This window comes from Kocuria sp. HSID16901 (genome assembly GCF_003989425.1).
Classification (GTDB): domain Bacteria; phylum Actinomycetota; class Actinomycetes; order Actinomycetales; family Micrococcaceae; genus Rothia; species Rothia massiliensis.
In genome coordinates this window covers 130,632-154,688 of record NZ_RBLM01000002.1, presented here as the reverse complement: position 1 = coordinate 154,688, position 24,057 = coordinate 130,632, and the positions used below count along the sequence as shown (strand labels likewise).

The window sequence follows — 24,057 nt, the reverse complement described above, 5'->3', positions numbered from 1 at the left end:
GCTCCCGCCGCCCCTCGATGCGAAGTTTAGAATGATGGACATGCATATTCCCCCAGGAGAACTCCCCTTACTCGACCCGCGGACACCCGGTTACGCGACTCTCCTGGATCGCTTCCTCGCACCGGCAGCAGCGGCGGATGTTCCCCTCGGATTAGGCCCCACAGCCACATTGGCGGGTTTGACCGAAGTTCTCCACTGGGCGATCCGGGGGCAGAGTGCCGATGAAACCGCGTCCGTCTGGCTCGAGTATCTCCGATGGGCCCGGGTCCTGGGTCTTCCCGTGGAATCCGAGGCCCCTGCTCCCCCGAGGTCTGATTGGGAGAACCTAGCCGCTGACGGCGCTTCCTGGAGCACCGATACCCTCGATGCCGCCACCGCCACGGCTCTTCCACTAGCACAGATGCAGTATCCCGCCCGACACGAACTTCCCTGGGCAGATTCGTCGGCTTTCCTCCCGAGGCTAGTGCCGGTGGCGCTCTACCCCGTCGCCTCCGTCGCCCACCTGGGCCAATTGGCTGCCAACGTCACCGCATTGACTCACGGTTCCCCTGAGGCCTTGGCCACCGGCGTCGCCTGGGTGATCCTCCTCAGAAGCGTTCTGGGCGCCTCTGACACCGATCAACGCGCTCCTGAGATCCTTCGGTCGGCCTGCGCCAGCGTCCTCCAGATGACGCCTACCGAGCTCGACGACGGACCGGCCGCTCAACGTGGTCTCCGCGACCAGTATGCGGCCATGGGAGGGTCGCTTCGCGGAATCGGGGCGCTTTTCGTCAAGGCACCCTGCACGGTGGAGATGTTGCGCGACATCACGCAAAAACACCCTTCATCGCCAACTCGATGGAACACCGACGACGCCCCCGAATGCGTCCGTGACCTGCATGGAGCGCTGTCAGCGAACCTTGGACACGTGGTGGAGGACTCGATCTCCGCCAGAGCCACGGGCCTCAGCGACGTCGTGCGCGGCGCCCTGAACCAGGACCAGAGGACACGAGTCACCCTTCCCCGAAACTTCGACGATCCACTACGCCTGGTCTGGGAACGATGGGTCACTCTGGCTGGGGATGAAGGCCTCCTCGGCTCGTCGACACACGAGAATGGGTAGTCAGTAGCCGGCGGAGCGGCGCGGCTTTCCTACCAGGGAAGCTCGGGTTTATGTTCTTCGAACCACGCGTCGGTGCGCTCGAGGGATTGCCGAACGATGGCCCCGCCTCCGCCGTTGACAATGGCATAACCCACTGATTGCAACGGCATGAGACGGTGAATGATCTTGGCGCGCGCTGCCCAGTCCTTCCCCACACATTTGGTCAAAACGTCCCAGCCGTACCAGTTCGCCGCCGACGCAATATCCCACGCGGGATCCCCGATCGCCGTGTGATCCCAGTCGATGACGCCCGTCAATTTATCTTTGGTCCACAGCAGATTATGGCCCGAGAAATCGCCATGAATCACCCTCGGCTCCACGGGGTCCAGGTCTAATACGTCGTCAACAATGCGGTGGGCCATGCGTTGGTTGTCCGTGAAGAGGCGGGGAATCACGGTTTCGCGGAGCGTCGCTTCCCAGTCGTCGCCGCCCCAATGGAAGTGGGCCTTTTCCACGTATGGTCCCAGTTGAACCGCATCGATACGGCCAATCGCTCTGAGAGCTCGTCCCAAGGGTCGCGCGGGAGCCGGCCCAATGTCTCGAGCTTCGCCCGGAATCCACGTCAATCCCACGGCGGTATACCCGGCCCGTGAGATCACCCGGGTCAAGGGTCGCGGAACCTCGAACGGCAAATCACGCGGCAAAGCCCGCAAGATTCTGACACGGCTGTCCATTGCCTTGGCGGCATCGTGGGCTTTAGCTACGCGAACCGACAGGAGATGTCCGGCGTTGACGACGATGTGCGCCGAGCCGTTCGAATGCACCTCCCAATCGTCAGGTTCGACCCGCACACCGGCTTGGTCCAAAACAGCCTTGATGAGGGGGAAGTATCGCATCCGGGCGAACCGAGACATATGAGACACGGAGACTACCTTTGAGCGAGATCCTTGGACAACGCCGCCCGCACGTGAGGAATGATGGCGGTGAAGGCCTTGGCGCGGTGGCTAATGGCGTTCTTCCTCGCCGCCGAAATTTGTGCGGCCGACAATCCGGCTTCGTCACCCTCGAGTTCCGCGGGGGCAAAAATGGGGTCGTATCCGAAACCGCCATCACCCGCGACCGCTCGCAGCAACTGTCCAGGCATCTCACCGTGTTCGACAGCCTCGAAACCACTCTGGGTCGCCACACTGGCGGCACAGTGAAAATGTGCACCCCGGTGCTCGTCAGCGATATCGGAGAGCTGATCCAGGAGTAGATTTATGTTTGCCCCGTCGTCTCCGTGGCGACCCGACCACCGGGCCGAGAAGATCCCGGGGGCACCCTGCATCACGTCCACGCATAACCCGGAATCGTCCGCAATCGCGACGAGTCCGGTTTGGCGCGCCACGGAACGAGCCTTCAGCAGGGAGTTCTCTGCGAAGGTCACGCCAGTCTCGACGACGTCCTCCGCGCCCACGGTGCCCGCATCGACGACCTGAGTATCGACGTCGAGCCCTTCGATCTGGCCCCGGAGGAGTTCCCGAAGCTCCACGAGCTTCCCCGCATTGTGACTCGCCAAGACGACGCGTGGCGTCTGACTGGCGGCATTCATGCCGCATCTCCCAACGTCTGGCGCTGAATCGCGGCCAATTGCTCGGTCCCCGTGAGAGCCAGATCGAGGAGCGCGTTGAGCTCATCTCTCACGAACGGCGCACCTTCTGCCGTTCCCTGGACCTCGACGAAGGATCCTGAACCCGTGACCACGACGTTCATGTCAGTTTCCGCACGAACATCCTCCACGTAGGGAAGATCCAGCATCGGCACGCCGTCAATAATTCCCACCGACACGGCAGATACGGAATCGATCAGCGGTTGCTTGCGTCGGTCCACGAGGCCCTCTTTCTGGGACCAGGCGATCGCTTCCGCGAGCGCGACGTAGGCTCCGGTGATGGCTGCCGTGCGTGTTCCGCCATCGGCTTGCAGGACGTCACAGTCCAAGACAACGGTGTTTTCACCCAAGGCCTGGGTGTCGATGACGGCGCGGAGTGACCGCCCGATGAGCCTCGAAATCTCGTGGGTGCGTCCGCCGATTTTTCCTTTGACGGATTCTCGCGCAGACCGCGTACTCGTGGCGCGGGGCAACATGGCATATTCTGCGGTAACCCAGCCTTTGCCTTCACCCTTGAGCCATCGCGGCACTCCTTCGGTGAGCGAGGCCGTGCAGAGCACACGGGTGTTGCCAAATTCGATGAGGGCCGAACCCTCGGCGTTTTGGGACCAGCCTCTGGTGATGGAGATCGGCCGGAGCTCATCCACGGCACGACCGTCCGCTCGAGTGGTTGCTTCTGTCGCAGAGGTCTGTGAAGTCATAGTGTCAGCTTACCGCCGTCGTGTCACAGGTTCTCACCGTGTCGATCATGACTCTGGGCATGTCGGAACGGGGCCATCACACCGTGTATGTGGCGAGCGGCGTGACGACGTCGACGGGGCCGTCGAAATGCTCCCGAGCTTCTGCCAACGCCACGTCGGGTTCGTTCCAGATCGGAAGGTGCGTCAAGAGGAGTCGTCGCACCTGAGCATCCCGTGCCGTCTCGCCGGCCCGTGCACCGGTGAGGTGAATGCCTCGGATTGAGTCGTCCCGACCTTCCATGTAGGCGGCTTCGCATAAAAAGAGGTCCGCGTGCCAAGCCGCACGAGTGAGACCCTCGCATGCATCCGAATCCCCGGAATAGACCAAAACCTTCTCCCCCGAGGCGCCTCGTTCGGTCACTCGGAGCGCATACGGTTCGTCGATGGGGTGAAGCACCAGGTACGGCTCGATCGTCAAGGGCCCAATCGTCACCGGGACCTCAGGCGACCAGTCATGAAAATCCATCTGGTCCTTGAGGATTTCGGCCGATGCCATGCTGTGCGTCTGTGCCAGGTAGGTGCTCATCCCGGATGGGGCCCATACGGAGATGCGTCCACCTTGCCAACCGCGGGGGTCCCAACGAGCGGCTATGTAGAAACCGGCCAGATCGACGCAATGGTCCGGGTGCAGGTGGCTGATCAACACGGCGTCGATCTCGCTCAAGTTGACGTGCTTCTGGATTTCCCCGAGGGATCCGCTACCCATGTCGAGGAGGACCCGCCACGTCCGGCCGTGTTCATCCTCGGAGGAGAGCAGATAGCAGGACGCGGGAGATTCGGGGCCGGCGAAGGAGCCGGTGCATCCGATGATCTTCAGTTCCATGGTGGTACCTCTTGATCCCTGCGGATCTCGTTGTTACCGGGAATCTCCCGGAAGGTGGCGTCCCGGCGACTCATCGGAGTGAGTTCGGGCGGTCTCTGTGGGGTTCAAAACGGTGCGGGTCGCTTCCTGTCGTCTCTCAGGGACAACGGCAAGTGACGCGGTGGGAAAGGATTCGGCAAAGTTCTTGGCCTGTGTCACCCGGGAGACTTCGGGGCCGAGGAATCGACGTGCGACCCGTTCGAAGGATTCGGGGTGTCCTGTCGCCACGAATTCGTGCTGGGGCGGCTCGCTCTCGTCCCGGAGCAAATTCAAGTTGGTGAGAGCTCGGAAGAGATCCTTGGCGGTTTCCTCGGATGAGGTCACCAGGGTCACGGATTCACCCATGACGTAGGAAATCGCGCCGGTCAGTAGCGGGTAGTGAGTGCAGCCCAGGATGACGGTGTCCGCACCCGACTCTTGAATGGGTGCCAGATGCCGCTCAACAATTTCCAAGAGTTCCGGTCCTGAGGTCACGCCTCGCTCGACGAACTCCACGAACTCCGGGCAGGCCTCGGAACGAATCGCCAGGTGGGGTGCCGCAGCAAAGGTGTCTTCATAGGCCCTCGAGGCGATGGTTGCGGCAGTACCCAGAACGCCGATCTGGCCATTACGAGTCGCGGCAACGGCTCGCCGGACGGCAGGCTGAATGACTTCGACGACGGGAATGCCGTATTTCCGGGTGTATCGTTCGCGGGCGTCACGCAACACCGCGGCCGATGCCGTATTACAGGCAATGACGAGCGCTTTCACCCCGGAATCCACCAGATCGTCCATGACGCGCAACGCGTTAGCTCGAACCTGCGCAATCGGCAGGGGCCCGTAGGGTCCATTCGCGGTATCCCCCACGTAAATGATCTTCTCTTGGGGCAACTGATCCATGATGGCCCTGGCGACGGTGAGTCCGCCGACGCCGGAGTCGAACACTCCGATGGGCGCTCCGGGCGTCGGCCTCGCCGGAGCGGCACTACCCCACACCGTCATCTGCGGTGCATCGTCGATTGGATTCAGGCTATTCATAGTGCTTTCGAGGGTAACGGTAAGTGCCCTGATCAGGGGCATCGATGACGGTCATTCTTCCCCAATGCGTCCAAGTTCACCCTGGTCAGGCCATCATCCTTGAGGACATGAAGAATTAATCGAGGTCGGCGAGCATCGCCTCAACGAGGGAGTCCTGTAGCCAGGAGACGAACTGATAAACCAGCGACATATAGGATTCAACGTCGCGAGCTTGTGACCAGTCCGTATATTCCGCGACACGCTGTGCATCTTCTTCCGACTCGATGCCCAGACGTGTGGCGACTACCAATCGGACATCGTTGAGTGCCGAGGCGAAAGCCATCGCATGTTCGGGGTTCAGCACCAACTTCGGTGCCTCGCAGTCCATGGCGGCCATACGCAGGTGCGCTATTTTGCTCTCCCGAACTCCACGCTCGGTGTAACGGCGAAATTCCGTGGCTGCCTCGTCGTCGTCGCTGGCCTGGGGCAACAGACGCCTCAAGGCCGGGTCCTCCGGAATTTCCGGATCGTCGGTGATCCCGACCAAGGCCTCCAACGGATCCTCATTTTCTCCACGCGATTCCGGTTCCAGGGTGGTGATGACGTCGTGGAAGAGTTTGATGAGCAACTCGCGTTCGGGGCCTTCGAGGCCGCCGACAATTCCCTTACGTCCATTCTTAAATTCTTTGGCCATGCTTATTCTCCGGAGTCCTTCTCGAAGGTTGCCCACAGCCCGTAGCCGTGTAATGCGCTCGTGTGCCGTTCGGCTTCTTCCCGGCCTCCTGTAAAGACGATGGCTTTGCCTTCCTGATGAACCGCCATCATCAAGGTGCGCGCCTTGGATTCGGAAAACCCAAAGTGCGCCCGGAACACGTAGGTCACGTAGCTCATGAGGTTGACGGGATCATTCCACACGATGACCTTCCAAGGGGTCTCAGGTTCAACTCGTTCGAGCAACCCGACCCCGCCTTCGGGCGATAACTCGGCGGAGGATTCACTGGACAGGGTGACGTGACGAGAAGAGTGACTGACCATAGTGTGACGAGTCTACCCGTTCCTGTCCTTCCATCGTTGGCGAGGTACCGCCGGATGAGTACCCTTGGAGGGTGACTCACCACTCCCCCGCGCTTCTCACGGACCATTACGAACTCACGATGTTGCAGGCGGCCATCGGCGCCGGCACGCATCAACGTCGATGCGTCTTCGAAACGTTCACCCGCCGGCTCCCAGCGGGGCGCCGGTATGGGATCCTCGCCGGAACCGGTCGTTTCCTGGACTTATTGGAAAAGTTTCGATTCGACGATGCCCAGCTCGCGTACCTGGAGGAAGCTCGAGTCGTCGACCAGGCGACCCTCAACTACCTCGCAGATTTTCAATTCACGGGCACGATCCGAGGGTACGGCGAGGGTGAAGCGTTTTTCCCCCATTCCCCGGTTCTTCAGGTTGATGCTCCGTTTGCGGAAGCCTGCGTCCTTGAGACCTTGATCTTGTCCATCCTGAACTTCGATTCCGCGGTGGCTTCCGCGGCGTCCCGCATGACCGGGGCCGCCGGGAATCGGCCTTGCCTAGAAATGGGTTCGCGCCGCGCCCACGAAGAAGCGGCCGTAGCTGCCGCTCGCGCCGCGGCCATCGCCGGCTTCGTCGGCACCTCAAACCTCGAAGCCGGGCGTCGCTACGGCCTTCACACGATTGGAACGTCGGCCCACGCCTTCACGCTCCTCTTTGACGAAGAGGACGACGCCTTCCGCGCGCAGCTCCAATCTCTGGGAATCGACACGACATTGCTCGTGGACACTTACGACGTCGAGCGGGCCGTCCGTAGCGCCGTCGAGCTGGCCGGCCCACGGCTGGGTGCAGTACGCCTGGACTCTGGCGATCTTGCGGCCCAAGCGGTGGCGCTCCGGGAGCTCCTCGACCGGCTCGGTAATCCCAACACGAAAATTACGGTCACCTCTGACCTCGACGAATACGCCATTGCGGGCCTCGCCGCCGCGCCGGTCGACTCGTATGGCGTCGGCACCCGTTTGGTCACTGGGTCCGGCGCGCCGACCTCGTCCATGGTGTACAAGCTCGTCTCGCGGGAAAACTCCGCGGGCGAGATGGTCTCGGTCGCGAAGAAGTCTCAGGGCAAGGGGTCCATCGGCGGCGAGAAACATGCCGCGAGACGGCTGGATTCACGCGGCGTCGCAGTAGCAGAGTCCATTGCCCTCGATCCTGCCTGCTTGGAATCCGAAGGCTACCGCCCGCTCATGCACACCCTCGTCGACAATGGGAGAGTCTTGCCAGGCGCCACCGGCGCCGAAGGCGTCCACGCAGCCACCCAGCGGCACGCTGCGGCGGTTGCGGAATTGCCCCGGGCGATTCGGCGCCTCTCCGAGGGGGAACCGGCGATTCCCACCGAATTCGTGGACCACTAATCCCCGCTCACCTGACGCACTCCCATCGCGTCTTCCCCACCCCACAGTGAAAGGTATTTCATGGCTCGAGCATTGCTGATCGTCGACGTCCAAAATGATTTCTGCCGAGGAGGAGCCCTGGCCACCGACCGAGGAGACGACGTCGCCGCGGAGATTTCCGCCTATTTGCTGACGCATCACGCGGCCTACGACGTCGTGGTGACAACCCAGGATTGGCACATCGATCCGGGCACCCATTTCAGCGAAAACCCGGACTTCACGAATTCCTGGCCCGTGCATTGTGTCGCCAATTCATCGGGAGCGGCATTCCATCCAGACCTCGATATGGACTACGTCGACGCGATGTTCCGCAAAGGCGAGTACGAGGCTGCCTACTCTGGTTTCGAGGGCCTCCTGGCCCCCGAGGATTCCGTGATGACGGGCGAGCATGAGCCCGGGCACATGCCCGAAGACACGCTCAAGGTGTCTCTCGACGACTGGCTCCAGGAGCAGGATGTCACAGACGTCGACGTCGTCGGAATCGCGACCGACTACTGCGTCAGGGCCACCGCGCTCGATGCCGCGGATGCCGGCTACGAAACACGGGTGCTGGTTGACCTCACCTCAGCCGTCGCCGATGAGACGGCAGAGACCGCCGTGGCCGAACTGGAAGACGCAGGCGTCCAGGTCATCGAGTCGACTAGCGTCGGCCGATAAACCACCGCTGCAACGTCGAGATACGCGCTTCGATCTGTTCCGCAGTGGCCTGAGCAACCGGCGGGCCTCCGCATTCTCGACGCAGAGCATTGTGGACGGCACCATGCGGTTCACCTGTACGAGCGGCCCAAGCCGACACGTTCTTGGCGAGTTTTTGACGCAAGTTCTTCAGCTGGCGATGGTCCGGAACCGAAGGGGCCGAGGTCGCGCGAGGGGCCTGCTGGCGTGACTGCTCATGGCGTTGCTTCAGGAGCGTTCCCACCTGGTCGGCATCGAGCAAACCAGGAATCCCCAGGAAATCTTGGTCGTCCGAGCCCACCTCGTATCCTTGGTAGTCCTCCCCGTCGTACATCACGCCGTGGAAGGACGCTTGAGAGCCAATGGCCTCGAATTTTCCGGATGCCAACCTGGAGCTGGCTTGCTCTTCCTGGTTCGCCTCGTCGATGAGGTGATCGTCCAGACCTTCGTCGGCGGCGACGATGTCCACTTCGTCTGGGTTGTCCTTGAGATCGAGAGCGTGGTCCCGTTCGGCCTCCATCTCTTGAGCCAGGTACATCAGGATCGGCACGGAGGGAAGAAAGACGGAGGCGGTTTCTCCCCTCTTGCGGGCACGTACAAAACGTCCGATGGCTTGGGCAAAGAACAACGGCGTCGACGTGGACGTCGCATAAACGCCAACGGCCAGCCGGGGAACGTCCACCCCTTCAGACACCATTCGGACCGCGACCATCCAGCGATCCTCCGACTCGGAGAAGCGGTCGATCTGTGCGGACGCAGTTTTGTCGTCCGAAAGGACCAGTGTTGGCTGGGTGCCGGAAATTTTCTCCAGCCGCGCCGCGTAGGCCCGAGCATCCTCGTGATTTGAGGCGATCACGAGGCCTCCGGCGTCGGGAACCGTTCTGCGCACCTCGCTGAGCCTGGAATCCGCCGCGGCCAAGACCGACGGGATCCACTCGCCCCGAGGGTCCAACGCCGTGCGCCAAGCTTGAGCGGTGATGTCCTTGGTAAATCCTTCGCCGAGATCGGCCGCCATTTCCTCGCCCGAACTCGTGCGCCATCGCATCTGGCCGGAATACGCCATGAAAATGACGGGGCGGACCACGTGGTCGGCCAGCGCCGGTCCGTATCCATAGGAGTAGTCGGACTGCGAGCGCAGCAGGCCCTCTTGATCACGTTCATAACGTACAAATGGGATTTGCGACGAGTCGGAACGGAACGGTGTGCCGGTCAGCGCGAGCCGTCGGTAGGCCGGTTCGAAGGCTTCCTGAAGGCCGTCGCCCCATGAAAGGGCGTCTCCGGCGTGGTGGATTTCGTCGAGGATCACCAAAGTGCGGGCGTTTTCCGTGCGGGCCCGGTGTAGGAGCGGCTTATTGGCCACCTGGGCGTACGTCAGGGCGACACCCGAATAGCCCTGTGCGTGATGTCCGTCGGAATTCTTAAAATTGGGGTCGATCGCTATACCGACTCGCGCCGCGGCGTCGGCCCACTGTGACTTCAGGTGGTCCGTGGGGGCGACGACGGTGAGGCGGGACACGCTTCCCCGGTCCATGAGTTCTTTGGCCACCCGGAGCGCGAAGGTCGTCTTGCCCGCACCCGGCGTCGCCACGGTCATGAAATCGCGAGGTTCGGTTTCGAAGTATTTTTCGAGGGCCTCCGCCTGCCACGCACGGAGCTTCGGCGCGGTTCCCCAAGCTGCGCGATCCGGGTACGCGGGCGGTAGGTCTGCACCGGCGCCGCCGAAGAGGGATGGCTGGGACATGTCGTCGGACACGAGGGGCTATTCACTCCTGTAAAGGGGACGGGGGTATGGGACTCGAGAGGAAGCGCGCGACCTACTGGTCGCCGTCGTTGCCCTCGTCATCGCCGCCACGCATCATTTCGTAGATTTCCTTGCATTCGGGGCACACCGGAAAACGCTCGGGATCGCGGCCGGGGGTCCAGACCTTGCCGCACAGGGCGATGACCGGTTCGCCCGAAAGCGCGGATTCCATGATCTTTTCCTTGCGCACGTAATGCGCGAAACGTTCGTGGTCACCAGGCTCCGAGAGCTGGCGTGTTTCTTCCCGTTCAATGGTTGCGGTTCCGCCGGGAGTCGACCCGTATCCGGTGTCGTCCAGCGGTTCGGTGGAGTTCAAGGCGTCTACGGTTCGGTCAAACATCATGCGGTCATTCTACGCTGGTGAACGGATGCCGGAGAATCACCCGCGTGATTCTCCGGCATCATTCGGCGTCGTTCACTGGGGGCATCAGCGCATGCGAACGAGATCCTGGTACAGTTCCGGTGCCTTGCGTTCGTACCAGGTGCCGCCCATTCGGACGCCGAGCCACACGATGAGGGCACCGTACACCGGGCCGGCGATCAAAATGATCCAGTCAAATACCGGCACATGAGTGATTGACGCGGCGAGCATGAGGATCAAGATGGGAAGCGTGATGGCCCACATCGCGATGCTGCTCACGAACTGAATCAGGGCGTTTGCTAAACCAGCGTTATTCTTTCGGGACTTCCATGGGCTTTCACCGGGAGCCGGAACCGGTAGCGCGTATCGGACCGACAGCACCGCGCCAACGCCGAGCCCGGCAAGCAAGACCGCCCATGAAAGGCCGAGGTTCGCCGGAATACTTCCAGGCTCGCCTTGGATGATCTCGGCCGCGACGGAAACGAACGCCACGAGTGGCACAAAGATCACCATCATGCCGAGGGTGCGCCCCCAACGCTCCGATATGCCACGGACGGGTGAAGTGAGGTGGAGGGCAAAAGCTGTGTTGTCGTACGAGACGACGTAGGCACTTTGCCAGGCGAGCATCCACCCGACGATCGGCCCCACCATGTGCAGGAGGAAGCCTCCGGACCCCGTGGAGTTCATGAAACCGAAGAGGATCAGGAACCCGGGCGCCATCAACAAATTCAGGTTGAGTCGTGGATCTTTGAGGTAGTACGTCGTGGTCCGGGCCGCGATTGCACCGGAAGGGGTCGCCGGGAAGCGAGTAAAGAGGCCCAACCAGCGTCCGGACTTTGCGGCGCCGCCTTTCCTCGCGGGTGCCGAACCCACGTGGCTGATTTGGTACGCGATGACACTCTGCCAGACCCACAATCCCACGGCTAGGTAGGCCACGGTCAGCACCGAGCGCAGGATCAGGAGACCCCACGCGCCGGATGCGAGATCCCCGGGCAACGCCCAGGCGATACCCAACGGCGTCCACCCGGTGACGTTGGCCACCGACCGGACCCATTCTTCGGACATCAAACTGGAGGTGAGCGTCGAAACAATCGGCCCCGCGCACAGCAACGCTAAGAAGAAAATCGCCCCGATGGTCTCGGCAAGAAAGCGTTTATGGCGAATCGCCATCCCCAGGCAACTCATCAGCCGCGAGCACACCATCAGCAGGACGAACCCCACTATTCCCGCGGGAAGAGCGAGGAGTGCGGGGCCCGGAGAGGTCCATGCCAGGACGGGCATGAGGGAACCGATCAGCGTGACCAAGCCGAAGATGCCCACTACAGAACCCAAGAGCTGGCCGCCGATGATGTCACGAGGTTTCAACGGATAGGGCGCCAAGAGGTCGGGATCGAGGGTGGAATCCTGTCCAGAGAGCACCAGCGGCACGATGCACCACACCGCAGTGGCCAGGGTGCCCACGACGACGGCGACACCTTGCGCGAGCGCGGGGTCTCCCTCACGAAGGGCCATCATTCCGGCCACCACGCCAACCAACGCCATGAGGGCATAGATTCCGCCGATGATGGTTCCCGCCACGGACCAGCCGCTTCTCCGCAGAGACGCGCAAAAATGCGCCCATTTGAGGCTTACGAGGTTCCCAACCATGAGATCCCTTCCGACTCGACCCGTCCACCGACGAGCCGGACAAACGTTTCTTCCAGGCTGGATTCACCGCGAACCTGATCCACGGTTCCCTCGGACAGAATCACTCCGTCATTCATGATGGCCACGTGGTCACACATGCGTTGCACGAGATCCATCACGTGACTCGAGACGACCACGGTGCCGCCGTGGCGAACAAAACCAGCCAGAATGTCGCGGATATTCGTCGCCGACACGGGGTCCACGGACTCGAAAGGTTCATCGAGCACGAGCACCTTGGGCGCGTGCACCATCGCGGCCGCGAGCGCTACCTTCTTCTTCATGCCTGCCGAGTAGTCGGTCACGGTCTGATTGGCGGAGCCCTGCAGGTCCATGGCGTTGAGCAGATCGTCGGTGCGTTCCGCGACGGTTTCCTTGTCCAGGCCGTGGAGTAGGCCGGCGTACGTGATCAGTTGACGTCCGGTGAGCCGGTCGAAGAGGTGCACGCCGTCGGGAAGGACGCCCACCAGACTTTTGGCTTCTTGGGGCCTCTCCCAGACGTCAATGCCTCGGATGAACACCTGGCCGTGGGTGGGCCTCAAGAGCCCGGTGGCCATGGACAGCGTGGTGGTCTTGCCCGCTCCATTGCGTCCGACCAGGCCATACATCGATCCCGAGGGAATATCGAGGTTGATGTTCTGGACGACGGCGCGATCCCCGAAAACGCGCGTCAATCCGCGAATCGCGATGGCTTCATGACCCGTCGTGGCCGACGTCGTTGTCGATGATCCGAAAGTGGGGAGGTGAGGTTGTTGCCGCTCGTCCGGGGCGGACCAGGCTGGCGGTTCGGCCGTCGTTGCCTGCTGGTTCGTGTCCGACGTTGGGTCCTCGCCTTCGGAACCCTGCTCGGTGTGGTCCGGTGAAGTAGTCATGCCTTGATCTCATCACACGGCTCCCTAACCGGTCATCCACCCTGAGGCGGATTCTTCCCGCCCTGAACACGACGACGGCCCCACGGCGTATGCACCGTGGGGCCGATATCGAGCACTGAGCATTCGCAGCCGTCGGCCTCAGAAAAGGGCCCGCATCAGTGCGGCACGCGCGGAAATCACCCGTGGGTCTTCGGCGCCGACGACGTCGAATAATTCGAGAAGTCGTTCTCGCACCGTGTTTTTGGTCTGTGCATCAGACCGCTGGATGAGGCGAATGAGACGCTGGAAGGCATCTTCGACGTGACCGCCGGTGACGTCCAGGTCCGCTACGGTCAGCTGAGCTTGCACGTCGTCGGGATTCTGCGCTGCCGCGGCCCGGGCTTCTTCCAGGTTTTCGTCTTTGACCCGCGACAGAAGCCCAACGCGTGCTAGACCGACTTTGGCGTCACGATCACCCGGCTTCTCGGCGATGGCCTTCCGGTACGCCTCGGCGGCAACGTCACAATCGCCGGCTTCGAGAGCGTCCTGTGCTTTCTGGTGGAGGGGCGACAAGGGTTCCGGCTCGGCCTCACCCTGGGTGGCCACGGGCTCAAAGGTACCGGTGAGCTGCGCCTGCTGAGCGAGCTGAAGTACTTGGCCCAACAACGCCTGCGCCTGTTCGGCGGGCACCGGGGCGTCGTACATGGGCGCCGGGCGTCCCCCCAACATGGCGACGACGGTGAGCGAACTTTGAGCCTGGAACGCTTGAGCGATCTCGGGCGAGCGTTCGATGTCGACGGCCGCCAAGAGGAGACGTCCGCCGGCCTGGTCGATGAAGGATTCTAGATCCTTGACCCCGTTCGACGCTTCTTGATCGCTACCCCGATACAGGGCGAAAATCACCGGTCCCTGACCGGAGAGTTGAGCGACTTCCTGGAATTGTTGCGTGTCAGTAATGTCTCGCCGGTAGCTCGGACGTCCACCTTGTTGCGCCGCAGGGCCGTCACCGGCGACAGTTCCGCCACCCATCTGGGAGAGATCGGGGGCGGACCGCACCGATGCGGGGATGTGTTCCTGAGCCGTAGGCTCTTGGGGCTCTGCTGATCCGAAAGATCCTGTGGTCATATCGACCGTCCTTTCATCGCTGGGGCGCTGAGGCCGCATCTCGTTGACACTCATCTTCTCAAATTGCGGTGATAGTGCCCAAGCAGGTCCGCCCTCCGGGTAATCTCGAGTGAGGCAGGCACAGGATTCGGCGAGAGGACCTTCATGACTGGAACCGACCGTCCCCGGGAAAAGGGGCTGTCTCGCGTTCTCGAAAGGCTCCGCGCTCTCGGTTCGTCGCGTGCCGCCGCGCCCCCGATCCCTGGCGCCAAACCCCGCCCCCGCTTCGAGCTCCCTGACGTCCAGCCCCTCCATGAAGTCAAGGGGCTGTCGGCGGCCGGGAAAGACATAGACAGTGGACGCTTGGGAGCAACAGCCTCATCCGAGGACATTCCTTCGGACTCCCCGGGTGAAACAGCCCCTGCCTCGTCCGACGCCGAGCAGTCAGACGCCGGCGTCCCACCCATCACGCTGGTGCGCCATCCCGTCCAGTTCGGGTTCCTCGCTACCGTTGGTGTGGGACTCGCCTTGATGTGCTATTACCTAGCGGTCAATGTCGGCGCCCTCGGCGGCTGGATTACTGGCGCCATGTTCATTGCCCTGGGCCTGGATCCCATCGTCCGGTGGTTCGAACGCCGGGGTCTCCCTCGGCTCGCCGGCGTCATTGTGGTCCTGCTGTGTTTTGTGGGCTTGATCGTGCTCATGGCTACCGTCGTGATCCCGACGATCGCCCGCCAGGCTCTCGGATTCATTAACGGTTTCCCGGATACGTTCAATGATTTCCTGAATTCCGACTTCATGACCGACATCAACCAGCAATTCGGTATTCGGGACCGGATCAATTCCGAGGCTGGTAATTTCCTGAGCCATATTTTCAGCGATTCGGGCCTCGTGGGGAACTTCCTCAATAGCCTCATCAACGCCGGATCGACCGTGGCACAAGTGGTCACGGGCATCCTGATCGTGATGTTCTTGGCCCTTTATTTCGTGACATCACTACCGGCCATCAAAGCCTGGGGAGTCCGGCTCGCGCCTCGGTCTAAGCGACCGAGGGTAGCCGAGCTGACCGAAAAAATCACGAGCTCAGTGGGTAACTACGTCATGGGGCAAGGGATCGTCGCCATCCTCAACGCCCTGTTTTCGCTCATCCTGATGAGCATCATTGGGGTACCGTTCCCGCTGCTTTGCGCCTTCGTGGTTCTCCTCTTGGCTTTTATCCCCCTCGTCGGCGGAGTCGTCGCCGGGATTCTGGTGACCTTCATTGCGTTGGTGCAAGGGTGGCAGACGGCGCTCATCTACGCGATCTTTTACTTCGGCTACTTGCAGGTCGAGGCGTACTTTATCTCCCCGCGCATCATGAAACGCGCAGTTGCGGTTCCCGGCGCCGTCGCGGTGATTGCGGTCGCCGCAGGCGGTGCCCTCTGGGGCGTACTGGGGGCGATTATCGCCATTCCCGTGGCCGCGTCCGCCCTGATGCTGATTCGCGAAGTATTTATCACGCGACAAGATCAGCGCTAATTCGCGGGGCCTACGGCCCTATGCCGATCAATTACCGAGGCTCGGTGCCGATGCTCCCGTCCCAGGTGGTCTTGAGACGGACAGGGCGTCCCGCTACGGCTGAGACGATTTCATCGTGCGCGCGGCGAACAAATTTCTCCCCAACCCACAGGTGCTTGGCTCCATCGACACCAATCACCGATGCACTGGGAACGAGCCCGAACCGTTCGTGAGCCTCCTTAGGCCGGAGATAGTCGTCTTTCTCCGGGACCAGCACGGTCAACGGCAGTCCACTCTCCTCCCACCGGACCAGATCTGAATCATCCGCGCGGTGCAGAGGCGGCGACAGCAGAATGGCCCCCTTAATCGCAGAGGCTACGGGCTCGAGCGACCCATACTTCAAAACAAGTTCCGTGCCGAAAGACCAACCCACGAGCCAAATATTGGAGGCACCGCGTTCTTGCAGGAATCGAATCGCGGCGGCGACGTCGTGCGCCTCACCGATGCCTTCCTCGAATTGACCTTCGCTCGTGCCCCTCGGAGACGAGGTGCCTCGCGTATTGAATCGAAGAACCGAGGCGTGTGCGAGGGCCGGAAGACGATAGGAGGCCTTCTTGAACACATGCGAGTCCATGAAGCCCCCATGGGTCGGCAACGGGTGCAAGAACAAAAGTGTGGCCGAGGATTTCGCGCCTTCGGGTTCGGCCCATTCCCCCACCAGGACATGACCGTCGTCGGTATGTAGCTCGATATTTTCTCGAACCGCCGGTAACACCGTCGTGGGGCCGAGCTCCTCGGGGCCGTCGGTCACGCGATTCACGGTAGCGGGAGTAGAGATAGCCATGCCGCCCATTCTAAGGGGAGATGAATCCGACGAGATTCGGGCCGAGCACTAACGGCTAACGGATATCCCAGCACTTCAGGTGCCAATGCCGACGTTCCTCAATGGCTCGCTGCTTTCCAAAGAGGTGATCGTTCTTCCAGACGACGTAGTGAGCGGACCCGACGGCCACGTTGCGCCGACACCCCGGGCACACATAGGTCTTACGGGCCGACGTCGCGGAGATGTACTGCACGAACCATTGCCCAGAGACATCGGTATCGATGCGGGGCGCAGGGTCCAGCACCCGGGAAATATCGCCGCCTCCGAGTACGGCGTTCCTCTGCCATTTGCTCGGCCCGGCCTTCCCATGGCCGGTTTGCGGCCGGTGCGAAGATTTCCGAGAACGTGCCATGCCACTCATTGTGGCACATGCGAATGCGGGCCTTGCTGCTAGCTCCTTGTAGAGTGAGGCGGGTGCGACTTGTGATAGCTGACTGTTCTGTAGATTATGAAGGCCGCCTCAAGGCCCACCTTCCCATGGCCACTCGGTTGCTCATGGTCAAGGCCGACGGCTCGGTGCTCATTCATTCCGACGGTGGGTCCTATAAGCCCCTCAACTGGATGTCTCCCCCGGCAACCTTGCACATCGACACTGCCGACGACGCAGAATTCGACGACGACGCCGTCGAGCGATGGATCGTCCAGGCAACCAAATCGGACGACAAGCTGCTCATCAGAATTTACGCCAAGCACCATGAATCGAATCACCAGCTCGGCATCGACCCTGGTCTCATCAAGGACGGCGTCGAGGCGGATCTTCAACGCCTCCTGGCCGAACACATCGAGACACTCGGTGAAGGCTATCGCCTGATCCGTCGCGAATATCCGACATCGATCGGGCCCGTGGACATCCTGGCCAGAGACGCGACGGGTCACACCGTTGCGGTCGAGCTCAAACGCCGCGGCGACATCGATGGCGTGGAGCAACTGACCCGATACGTTGAACAGCTCAACCGGGATCCCCAACTTGCTCCCGTTCGAGGAATTTTCGCCGCTCAACTGATCAAGCCCCAGGCAAAAACGCTCGCCGCCGACCGTGGCATCGCCTGCGTGACCCTCGATTACGATGCCTTGCGCGGCATCGACGACACCAGCGACAAACTCTTCTAAAACTCGCTCCTTAGCCTCGCGTACCTCCACGCCCCCCCCGGGATACATGAAGGCCCGGCACCGAAACCGGTGCCGGGCCTTCGTCATCGGGCTGAAGCCGATGAGCTCGGAACTCTTTAGATGTCCGCGCTCTTGGCGGCGATGACGACTCGGTTGTTGGAGACCGTGAGGAATCCTTCGTGAAGCCTCGCGGTCTTACGCTCTCCGTCGACGGGATCGATCACGAGTTCACCGTCTTCGGACAGGAGCGCCAACGTGGGCTGATGCCCCGCCATCACGCCGATATCACCGGCGGCGGTGCGTGCACGCACGTACTTTGCCTCGCCCTGCCACACCACAGACTCGCGAGAGACCACTTCTACGTTGAGAACCGCTGCCATGTTTAGTTTCCGCCCTGTTCCTTGAGCTCCGCCCACTGGCGCTCGACGTCGTCCAGGCCGCCGACGTTGTAGAACGCCTGCTCCGGAACGTGGTCGAGGTCGCCGTCGCAAATGGCGGTGAAGCCCTCGATGGTGTCCTTGATGCTAACGGTCGAGCCCTCGACACCGGTGAACTGCTTCGCGGTGTAGGTGTTCTGCGAGAGGAACTGCTCGATGCGGCGCGCACGCGACACCACAACCTTCTGCTCCTCCGACAGTTCGTCCACACCGAGAATCGCGATGATGTCCTGAAGCTCCTTGTTTTCCTGAAGGATGGACTTCACGCGAATTGCGGTGTCGTAGTGCTTCTGACCGATGTACTGCGGATCCAAGATGCGCGAGGTCGAGGTCAACGGATCCACGGCGGGGTACAAACCACGCGAGGCGATGTCACGGGACAGCTCGGTCGTCGCATCGAGGTGCGCGAACGTCGTGGCCGGTGCCGGGTCGGTGTAGTCATCGGCGGGCACGTAAATGGCCTGCATCGAGGTAATCGAGTGACCCCGGGTCGAGGTGATGCGCTCCTGCAGGATGCCCATCTCATCGGCCAGGTTAGGCTGGTAGCCCACGGCCGACGGCATGCGGCCGAGCAGAGTCGAGACCTCGGAACCCGCCTGAGTGAACCGGAAGATGTTGTCGATAAACAACAGCACGTCCTGGTTCTGAACATCGCGGAAGTACTCTGCCATGGTCAGGCCGGTCAGGGCCACGCGGAGACGCGTTCCCGGGGGCTCATCCATCTGGCCGAACACCAAGGCGGTGTCCTTCAGAACTCCGGACTCTTCCATTTCAACCCAGAGGTCGTTGCCCTCACGGGTACGCTCGCCGACGCCGGCGAACACCGAGGTACCGCCGAAGTTGCGGGCCACACGGGTGATCATTTCCTGGATCAACACGGTCTTGCCGACGCCCGCGCCGCCGAACAAACCGATCTTGCCGCCGGAGATGTAGGGGGTCAACAGGTCCAAGACCTTGATGCCGGTTTCCAGCATCTCGGTCGAGCCCTCGAGCTGGGCAAAGTTCGGAGCCTTGCGGTGGATCGGCCAGAAGTCACTGGCCTGGATCTGGTCGTCGTCGACGTCCAGGGAATTTCCCAACACGTTGAAGATGTGGCCCTTGACGCCGTCACCCACGGGAACGGCGATCGCGTCGCCGGTGTCCTGAACCGGCGTGCCACGGACCAAACCATCGGTCTGCTGCAGCGAGATCGCACGCACCAGGTTGTCGCCCAGGTGCTGTGCCGTTTCGAAGGTAATCTTCTTCGTTTGTCCACCGATGGTCAGCTCGGTGGTCAGGGCGTTGTAGATGTCAGGGATCTGGCCGGCGGGGAACTCGACGTCAACGACGGGGCCGTTAACTCGGGAAACACGTCCGACGCCGCCCTGGACCGACGTTGACGTCGATTCGTTCATGGTGGCTGTCATATTTTTCACTTACCTCTTCGCAGAAAGTGTCCGTACGGGGGAATGGATTTTAGGAGGCGAGAGAATCGGCGCCCGCGACGATCTCGCTGAGCTCCTGGGTAATCTCCGCCTGGCGCGCATTGTTCATCAATCGGGTGTACTTCTTGACGAGCTCGTCGGCGTTGTCGCCTGCAGACTTCATCGCCCGCTGGCGTGAAGCCAACTCACTCGCCGCCGCTTCGAGGAGGCACGAGAAGATCCTGGTCGCGACGTATCGCGGCAGCAACTCATCGAGCACCTCTTCGGCGCTCGGCTCGAAGTCGAAGGACGCCGAGGTTTCAAACTCGTCGTCGGCCAGCTCTTCACCCGGCACGATGTCTTCGCCCATCTCCTTGGCATCCACAACGACCAGCGGCAGGAGGCGGAGAATCCGCGGTTCCTGTCTGACCATGGAATGGAACTGGGTGTACACAATGTGCAGGTCGTCCACGCCGCCCTGCTCGTACGGGGTCGAGAATCGCTGAAGTAGCTCATCTCGAATTGCAGACGCCGTCTCTACATCGGGATTATCCGTGTTACCGGACCACACCTTTTCGTAGGGACGTTCACGGAAATCGAAGTACTGCTTGGCCTTGCGGCCCACGAGGAAGAGTTCTACCTCGCGGCCTTCGCGGCGCAACTTCTCGATGAGCCCCTCGGCCTTCTTGAGCACGTTGGCCGAGTATGAACCGGCAAGTCCGCGATCGCTGGTCATGACCAGAACGGCCGCACGCCGGGACTCGGAACCATCGTGGATCAAGGGGTGCGAGACCGACGATTGAGTCGCAACGGCGCTGACGGCCCGGGTCAGTGCGTTCGCGTAGGGCCCTGCGGCATTCGAGCGATTGCGGGCTCGGTTGATGCGGGAGGTCGCGATCATCTCCATCGCCTTGAAGATCTTCTTCATGGACGACGTCGAAGCAATCTTTTGGCGGTAAACCCGAATTTGGGCTCCCATAGAGCTTCCTTTCAGCCCAGACGGTGTGCGGCCCGTGAGGACCGCACACCCTCAGGTCTTATCGCTTGACGATCTGTTCCTGATCAACATCCGACTCGGCCACTGGAGCGTGCTCCTCGTTGCCGGCACGGACGGCTCCACCCGATGCCTGGTGACCAGCCTTGAAGTCCTGCTTGACGTGATCCACGGCGGACTTCAGCTCGGTCAACGTGTCATCTTCGAGCTTTCCGCTGGTGCGAATCGCGTCGAGGACACTCGTGTTGCGGCGCAAGTGGTCGATGTAGCGCTCTTCGAAGTCCAGCACCTCGGAGACCTCAAGGTCGTCCAAGTGGCCCTTGGTTCCGAGCCAGATCGAAGCAACCTGCTCTTCCACGGGGTACGGGGTGTACTGGGGCTGACGGAGCAGCTCCATCAAACGTGCACCGCGCACCAGCTGGCGACGAGATGTCTCGTCCAGGTCAGAGGCGAACATTGCGAAGGCCTGCATCGAACGGTACTGAGCAAGATCGAGCTTGAGGGTACCGGAGACCTTCTTCATCGCCTTGATCTGTGCAGCGCCACCCACGCGGGACACCGAGACACCCACGTCGACCGCGGGGCGCTGGTTTGCGTTGAACAAATCGGACTGCAGGAAGATCTGACCGTCGGTAATCGAAATGACGTTGGTCGGGATGAACGCCGAGACGTCATTGGCCTTGGTCTCGATGATCGGCAGACCGGTCATCGAACCGGCGCCCAATTCGTCCGAGAGCTTGGCACAACGCTCCAGCAGACGGGAGTGCAGGTAGAAGACGTCACCGGGGTATGCCTCGCGTCCCGGCGGACGGCGAAGCAACAGCGAGACGGCACGGTAGGCCTCGGCCTGCTTGGAGAGGTCATCAAACACGATCAGGACGTGCTTGCCGCCGTACATCCAGTGCTGGCCAATGGCCGAACCCGCGTAGGGAGCAAGGTACTTGAAGCCCGCGGCGTCGGACGCAGGCGAAGCAACGATCGTCGTGTACTCGAGCGCGCCGTTCTCTTCCAGAGTCTGACGAACCGAGGCGATGGTGGACGCCTTCTGACCCACAGCAACGTAGATGCAACGAACCTGCTTGTTGACGTCGCCGGATTCCCAGTTGGCCTTTTGGTTCAAGATGGCGTCGACGCCGATGGCCGTCTTACCGGTCTGGCGGTCGCCAATGATGAGCTGACGCTGTCCGCGACCGATCGGAATCATCGCGTCGATCGCCTTCAAGCCGGTCTGCAACGGTTCGCCGACCGACTGGCGCTGCGTCACGCCGGGAGCCTGAAGCTCCAAGGCACGTCGCCCTTCGGATTCAACCGGTCCCAGGTCGTCAATGGGCTGGCCCAACGGGTCGACGACGCGGCCCAAGAAGGCATCGCCCACGGGAACCGACAAGACCTCGCCAGTCCGGTGGACTTCCTGGCCTTCTTCAACGCCCGTAAAGTCGCCCAGGACGATGGCGCCAATGTCGCGCGTGTCCAGGGTCTGGGCAAGGCCGAGGGTTCCGTCTTCGAAACGAATCAATTCGTTCGCCATGACCGAGGGCAGTCCCTCGATTCGAGCGATGCCGTCGGCGGCGCTGCTGACGCGGCCCACCTCTACGCGCTGCGCGTCGCCGGGTTCGTACGATGCCGCAAAGTCATCCAGCGCGCTGCGGACATCATCGGCATTGATGGTCAAATCCGCCATCTTGTGTCCCTGCTCTCCTAAGTTGGTGGTCCCGATTGCCTCTGGGACCGAGTGTACGTGTATGGGTTGATCGCACCGTGAATTCTTGGAGCCTCACGAGCGATCCAACTGAGTATCAGACTGAATCGTCGGGTGAGACGGTCAGGAGGAATGTACCGTGCGATCGAGTTCCGCAACGCGGGAAGCAACGGTGCCGTCGATGATTTCGTCACCGACCTGCACCTTGATGCCGCCCATGACCTCCGGGTCCACGGTGACGTCGAGCGTCATGTCTCGTCCGTAAATCGCCGAAACGGCACGAACGAGTCGTTGCTGATGCGCTTCCTGCAACGGGGCACCGACGGTCACCTTCGCGATGAATCGTTGTGACATCCCCACGAGGACGTTCGCAAACTTTTCAGCCAACTCAGCGGGCAACATGCCTCGTGGGTGTTCAACACACTGGTTGATCAACAGCGAACCCTCATCGGACGATGCGGGGCTGATGCGCGCGGCGAGCTTCTTCTTCGCCTCTGCATCCGCCCGCTGATCCGTGAGAGCCGTCTGCACCCGGGGCTCCGCCTGAACCGCCTTGGAAAAGCGCAGGAGATCGTCGATGACCGTCGACAAAGCATCCTGGCCGCTCGTGTTTTCGGCGGAGAATGCCGCAGCCACCACACCAAGGTTTTCCACGGCGTCGGCGAGGTCACGTTCTTCCGACCAACGAGACTCCGCGGCACGGGCCACGATGTCTCGAACAGCCGGATACACCTTGCCGTTGAGCACCGAGGAGGCGATTTTGCCGCGCTGTTCCGGCTCGCGTGACGGATCCGTCAACCCACGGCGCAAGGCCCCGTTGTGATCGATCGTGTCCGCGACGGCGAACAACTCGTCGCTCATCGACAGGTTGGCCTCGCTACCGAAGCGCTGCTCGAACTGCTGGTTCAGCTTCCTGAGAGATTCAGTCGATACTCCTGCCATTACTTGGTCGCACCTGCATTTCGCTGCTGGTCCGCCTCGAGGTCAGCCAGGAAGCGATCCACCACACGGTTGGAGCGCTCGTCGTCGTTCAGGGATTCACCAACGATCTTGCTGGCGAGTTGGGTTGCCAGGGTGCCCACCTCGGTACGCAAGGAAACCAAGGCGGCCGAACGCTCGGCCTGAATGGTTTTCTGTGCGTTTTCGGTGACCCGGGCAGCCTCGGCTGCGGCACGCTCCTTGTGCTCGGCGACGATTTTCTCGCCTTCCACACGAGCGTCCTCGCGGATCTTCTGCGCTTCGAGTCGCGCCGACTCGAGCTGCTGGTTGTACTCCTCACGAGCTGCAGCAGCCTCGGCCTGGGCCTTTTCAGCCTTAGCCAAACCACCCTCGATGGCCTCCTTACGATCTTGGTAGATCTTTTCGAAGGTCGGGGCGATGAACTTGACGACGAGGTACAGAAGGATCAGGAACCCGAGGCCGGTGATGAGGATTTCCCACCAGTCAGGGGCCAGAGGGCTTGCACCCTCTTCCGCTGCCATCATGAGTGACATAAAGGAGATTCCTGTTCTCTAGTTCTGTGAAGGGATGGAGTAGCCAGAAGCTACTTGATGAACGCCAGAACCAGACCCAGAATCGCGAGAGCCTCAACCACGGCGAAGCCCAGGAACAGCATCGGCTGCAGGACACGCTGGGATTCGGGCTGACGGGCAACCGAGGTCATGTAGGCCGCGAAGATGAGACCGACGCCGATGCCGCCGCCGATAGCTGCGAGTCCGTAACCGATGGCGCTGAGCGAACCTGAAATTTCCATTTGGCTATTTCCTTTCGTGATGC

The 24,057-nt window shown here is 61.6% G+C and carries 26 protein-coding genes; 5 read left to right on the top strand and 21 right to left on the bottom strand.

The window, feature by feature from the left end; genetic code table 11:
- The first annotated feature begins 40 nt into the window (after window positions 1-40).
- A complete protein-coding gene (locus D8M21_RS02895; protein WP_161800265.1) occupies window positions 41-1,102 on the top strand; it encodes an ADP-ribosylglycohydrolase family protein in 1,062 nt (353 codons plus the stop codon).
- Window positions 1,103-1,131: 29 nt separating this feature from the next.
- Here the strand turns inward: D8M21_RS02895 and D8M21_RS02890 are convergent, their stop codons facing one another.
- From D8M21_RS02890 to clpS, 7 genes are all read right to left on the bottom strand, one after another.
- Window positions 1,132-1,995, bottom strand: coding sequence for a phosphotransferase (locus D8M21_RS02890; protein WP_048680150.1), 864 nt, complete (start codon window positions 1,993-1,995; stop codon window positions 1,132-1,134).
- Window positions 1,996-2,009: 14 nt separating this feature from the next.
- Entirely contained in the window at window positions 2,010-2,672 is a 663-nt protein-coding gene (locus D8M21_RS02885; protein ID WP_048680152.1) for a non-canonical purine NTP pyrophosphatase, read from the bottom strand.
- A complete protein-coding gene (gene rph / locus D8M21_RS02880) occupies window positions 2,669-3,430 on the bottom strand; it encodes a ribonuclease PH (protein ID WP_048680154.1) in 762 nt (253 codons plus the stop codon). Before rph ends, D8M21_RS02885 begins: the two co-directional genes overlap by 4 nt.
- 76 nt (window positions 3,431-3,506) lie before the next feature.
- Window positions 3,507-4,292 carry an MBL fold metallo-hydrolase gene (locus tag D8M21_RS02875; RefSeq protein WP_048680157.1) on the bottom strand — a complete coding sequence of 262 codons (786 nt, stop codon included), beginning with the start codon at window positions 4,290-4,292 and terminating at the stop codon, window positions 3,507-3,509.
- A gap of 33 nt (window positions 4,293-4,325) precedes the next feature.
- Window positions 4,326-5,312, bottom strand: coding sequence for a glutamate racemase (gene murI / locus D8M21_RS02870; protein WP_082156732.1), 987 nt, complete (start codon window positions 5,310-5,312; stop codon window positions 4,326-4,328).
- A 151-nt stretch (window positions 5,313-5,463) separates the two neighbouring features.
- Window positions 5,464-6,021 carry a DUF2017 domain-containing protein gene (locus D8M21_RS02865; protein WP_048680160.1) on the bottom strand — a complete coding sequence of 186 codons (558 nt, stop codon included), beginning with the start codon at window positions 6,019-6,021 and terminating at the stop codon, window positions 5,464-5,466.
- Between the two features lie 2 nt (window positions 6,022-6,023).
- Window positions 6,024-6,362 (bottom strand): ATP-dependent Clp protease adapter ClpS, encoded by a 339-nt coding sequence (clpS, locus tag D8M21_RS02860; RefSeq protein ID WP_048680163.1) that lies wholly within the window; start codon window positions 6,360-6,362, stop codon window positions 6,024-6,026.
- Window positions 6,363-6,481: 119 nt separating this feature from the next.
- Between clpS and D8M21_RS02855 the strand changes: the two genes are divergently transcribed.
- Both D8M21_RS02855 and D8M21_RS02850 read left to right on the top strand, forming a co-directional pair.
- A complete protein-coding gene (locus D8M21_RS02855; RefSeq protein ID WP_048680560.1) occupies window positions 6,482-7,744 on the top strand; it encodes a nicotinate phosphoribosyltransferase in 1,263 nt (420 codons plus the stop codon).
- 60 nt (window positions 7,745-7,804) lie between these two features.
- Complete coding sequence (locus tag D8M21_RS02850; protein WP_048680167.1) at window positions 7,805-8,440, top strand: isochorismatase family protein; 636 nt, start codon at window positions 7,805-7,807, stop codon at window positions 8,438-8,440.
- On the opposite strand, the gene D8M21_RS02845 is transcribed toward D8M21_RS02850, so the two are convergent.
- The 5 genes from D8M21_RS02845 to D8M21_RS02825 all read right to left on the bottom strand — a co-directional run bounded on the left by D8M21_RS02845 (window position 8,424) and on the right by D8M21_RS02825 (window position 14,279).
- Entirely contained in the window at window positions 8,424-10,199 is a 1,776-nt protein-coding gene (locus tag D8M21_RS02845; protein WP_048680563.1) for a DEAD/DEAH box helicase, read from the bottom strand. The genes D8M21_RS02850 and D8M21_RS02845 overlap by 17 nt on opposite strands.
- A 73-nt stretch (window positions 10,200-10,272) precedes the next feature.
- Window positions 10,273-10,599, bottom strand: a complete 327-nt coding sequence (locus tag D8M21_RS02840) for a DUF3039 domain-containing protein (RefSeq protein WP_085529725.1) — start codon at window positions 10,597-10,599, stop codon at window positions 10,273-10,275.
- Between the two features lie 87 nt (window positions 10,600-10,686).
- Window positions 10,687-12,198 carry a hypothetical protein gene (locus D8M21_RS02835; protein ID WP_048680169.1) on the bottom strand — a complete coding sequence of 504 codons (1,512 nt, stop codon included), beginning with the start codon at window positions 12,196-12,198 and terminating at the stop codon, window positions 10,687-10,689.
- Between the two features lie 50 nt (window positions 12,199-12,248).
- Window positions 12,249-13,175, bottom strand: coding sequence for an ABC transporter ATP-binding protein (locus D8M21_RS02830; RefSeq protein ID WP_082156708.1), 927 nt, complete (start codon window positions 13,173-13,175; stop codon window positions 12,249-12,251).
- Window positions 13,176-13,313: 138 nt separating this feature from the next.
- The gene (locus D8M21_RS02825; protein WP_048680172.1) at window positions 13,314-14,279 is read right to left on the bottom strand and encodes a tetratricopeptide repeat protein; all 966 of its coding nucleotides are present in this window, start codon (window positions 14,277-14,279) and stop codon (window positions 13,314-13,316) included.
- Window positions 14,280-14,423: 144 nt separating this feature from the next.
- Here D8M21_RS02825 and D8M21_RS02820 point away from each other — a divergent pair, with 144 nt between their 5' ends.
- Window positions 14,424-15,776, top strand: coding sequence for an AI-2E family transporter (locus D8M21_RS02820; RefSeq protein ID WP_082156710.1), 1,353 nt, complete (start codon window positions 14,424-14,426; stop codon window positions 15,774-15,776).
- 31 nt (window positions 15,777-15,807) lie between these two features.
- Here D8M21_RS02820 and D8M21_RS02815 read toward each other — a convergent pair whose 3' ends face one another.
- Both D8M21_RS02815 and D8M21_RS02810 read right to left on the bottom strand, forming a co-directional pair.
- Entirely contained in the window at window positions 15,808-16,599 is a 792-nt protein-coding gene (locus D8M21_RS02815; RefSeq protein WP_048680572.1) for an alpha/beta hydrolase, read from the bottom strand.
- Between the two features lie 55 nt (window positions 16,600-16,654).
- Window positions 16,655-16,990, bottom strand: a complete 336-nt coding sequence (locus D8M21_RS02810; RefSeq protein WP_048680174.1) for a hypothetical protein — start codon at window positions 16,988-16,990, stop codon at window positions 16,655-16,657.
- A gap of 62 nt (window positions 16,991-17,052) precedes the next feature.
- On the opposite strand from D8M21_RS02810, the gene nucS reads away from it, so the two are divergent.
- Window positions 17,053-17,748, top strand: a complete 696-nt coding sequence (gene nucS, locus D8M21_RS02805) for an endonuclease NucS (protein WP_048680176.1) — start codon at window positions 17,053-17,055, stop codon at window positions 17,746-17,748.
- Between the two features lie 116 nt (window positions 17,749-17,864).
- Here the strand turns inward: nucS and D8M21_RS02800 are convergent, their stop codons facing one another.
- From D8M21_RS02800 to atpE, 7 genes are all read right to left on the bottom strand, one after another.
- A complete protein-coding gene (locus D8M21_RS02800; protein WP_048680182.1) occupies window positions 17,865-18,128 on the bottom strand; it encodes a F0F1 ATP synthase subunit epsilon in 264 nt (87 codons plus the stop codon).
- Between the two features lie 2 nt (window positions 18,129-18,130).
- Complete coding sequence (gene atpD, locus D8M21_RS02795) at window positions 18,131-19,591, bottom strand: F0F1 ATP synthase subunit beta (protein ID WP_048680185.1); 1,461 nt, start codon at window positions 19,589-19,591, stop codon at window positions 18,131-18,133.
- 49 nt (window positions 19,592-19,640) lie between these two features.
- Window positions 19,641-20,567 carry a F0F1 ATP synthase subunit gamma gene (locus tag D8M21_RS02790; RefSeq protein WP_048680189.1) on the bottom strand — a complete coding sequence of 309 codons (927 nt, stop codon included), beginning with the start codon at window positions 20,565-20,567 and terminating at the stop codon, window positions 19,641-19,643.
- A gap of 58 nt (window positions 20,568-20,625) precedes the next feature.
- Window positions 20,626-22,263 carry a F0F1 ATP synthase subunit alpha gene (gene atpA / locus D8M21_RS02785; RefSeq protein WP_048680198.1) on the bottom strand — a complete coding sequence of 546 codons (1,638 nt, stop codon included), beginning with the start codon at window positions 22,261-22,263 and terminating at the stop codon, window positions 20,626-20,628.
- 141 nt (window positions 22,264-22,404) lie between these two features.
- Window positions 22,405-23,223 carry a F0F1 ATP synthase subunit delta gene (locus D8M21_RS02780; protein ID WP_048680201.1) on the bottom strand — a complete coding sequence of 273 codons (819 nt, stop codon included), beginning with the start codon at window positions 23,221-23,223 and terminating at the stop codon, window positions 22,405-22,407.
- The gene (locus D8M21_RS02775; protein WP_126855688.1) at window positions 23,223-23,765 is read right to left on the bottom strand and encodes a F0F1 ATP synthase subunit B; all 543 of its coding nucleotides are present in this window, start codon (window positions 23,763-23,765) and stop codon (window positions 23,223-23,225) included. The genes D8M21_RS02780 and D8M21_RS02775 overlap by 1 nt, the downstream gene beginning before the upstream one ends.
- A 59-nt stretch (window positions 23,766-23,824) precedes the next feature.
- On the bottom strand, window positions 23,825-24,034 hold the full coding sequence (atpE, locus tag D8M21_RS02770) for an ATP synthase F0 subunit C (protein ID WP_048680206.1): 210 nt from the start codon (window positions 24,032-24,034) through the stop codon (window positions 23,825-23,827).
- Window positions 24,035-24,057: the final 23 nt, after the last annotated feature.

Bases quoted from the DNA above. Each gene is read 5' to 3' on its own strand.
- D8M21_RS02895 (WP_161800265.1), top strand. From the start codon at position 41: ATGCATATTCCCCCAGGAGAACTCCCCTTACTCGACCCGCGGACACCC.
- D8M21_RS02890 (WP_048680150.1), bottom strand. From the start codon at position 1,995: ATGTCTCGGTTCGCCCGGATGCGATACTTCCCCCTCATCAAGGCTGTT.
- D8M21_RS02885 (WP_048680152.1), bottom strand. From the start codon at position 2,672: ATGAATGCCGCCAGTCAGACGCCACGCGTCGTCTTGGCGAGTCACAAT.
- rph (WP_048680154.1), bottom strand. From the start codon at position 3,430: ATGACTTCACAGACCTCTGCGACAGAAGCAACCACTCGAGCGGACGGT.
- D8M21_RS02875 (WP_048680157.1), bottom strand. From the start codon at position 4,292: ATGGAACTGAAGATCATCGGATGCACCGGCTCCTTCGCCGGCCCCGAA.
- murI (WP_082156732.1), bottom strand. From the start codon at position 5,312: ATGACGGTGTGGGGTAGTGCCGCTCCGGCGAGGCCGACGCCCGGAGCG.
- D8M21_RS02865 (WP_048680160.1), bottom strand. From the start codon at position 6,021: ATGGCCAAAGAATTTAAGAATGGACGTAAGGGAATTGTCGGCGGCCTC.
- clpS (WP_048680163.1), bottom strand. From the start codon at position 6,362: ATGGTCAGTCACTCTTCTCGTCACGTCACCCTGTCCAGTGAATCCTCC.
- D8M21_RS02855 (WP_048680560.1), top strand. From the start codon at position 6,482: ATGTTGCAGGCGGCCATCGGCGCCGGCACGCATCAACGTCGATGCGTC.
- D8M21_RS02850 (WP_048680167.1), top strand. From the start codon at position 7,805: ATGGCTCGAGCATTGCTGATCGTCGACGTCCAAAATGATTTCTGCCGA.
- D8M21_RS02845 (WP_048680563.1), bottom strand. From the start codon at position 10,199: ATGTCCCAGCCATCCCTCTTCGGCGGCGCCGGTGCAGACCTACCGCCC.
- D8M21_RS02840 (WP_085529725.1), bottom strand. From the start codon at position 10,599: ATGTTTGACCGAACCGTAGACGCCTTGAACTCCACCGAACCGCTGGAC.
- D8M21_RS02830 (WP_082156708.1), bottom strand. From the start codon at position 13,175: ATGACTACTTCACCGGACCACACCGAGCAGGGTTCCGAAGGCGAGGAC.
- D8M21_RS02825 (WP_048680172.1), bottom strand. From the start codon at position 14,279: ATGACCACAGGATCTTTCGGATCAGCAGAGCCCCAAGAGCCTACGGCT.
- D8M21_RS02820 (WP_082156710.1), top strand. From the start codon at position 14,424: ATGACTGGAACCGACCGTCCCCGGGAAAAGGGGCTGTCTCGCGTTCTC.
- D8M21_RS02815 (WP_048680572.1), bottom strand. From the start codon at position 16,599: ATGGCTATCTCTACTCCCGCTACCGTGAATCGCGTGACCGACGGCCCC.
- D8M21_RS02810 (WP_048680174.1), bottom strand. From the start codon at position 16,990: ATGGCACGTTCTCGGAAATCTTCGCACCGGCCGCAAACCGGCCATGGG.
- D8M21_RS02800 (WP_048680182.1), bottom strand. From the start codon at position 18,128: ATGGCAGCGGTTCTCAACGTAGAAGTGGTCTCTCGCGAGTCTGTGGTG.
- atpD (WP_048680185.1), bottom strand. From the start codon at position 19,591: ATGACAGCCACCATGAACGAATCGACGTCAACGTCGGTCCAGGGCGGC.
- D8M21_RS02790 (WP_048680189.1), bottom strand. From the start codon at position 20,567: ATGGGAGCCCAAATTCGGGTTTACCGCCAAAAGATTGCTTCGACGTCG.
- atpA (WP_048680198.1), bottom strand. From the start codon at position 22,263: ATGGCGGATTTGACCATCAATGCCGATGATGTCCGCAGCGCGCTGGAT.
- D8M21_RS02780 (WP_048680201.1), bottom strand. From the start codon at position 23,223: ATGGCAGGAGTATCGACTGAATCTCTCAGGAAGCTGAACCAGCAGTTC.
- D8M21_RS02775 (WP_126855688.1), bottom strand. From the start codon at position 23,765: ATGATGGCAGCGGAAGAGGGTGCAAGCCCTCTGGCCCCTGACTGGTGG.
- atpE (WP_048680206.1), bottom strand. From the start codon at position 24,034: ATGGAAATTTCAGGTTCGCTCAGCGCCATCGGTTACGGACTCGCAGCT.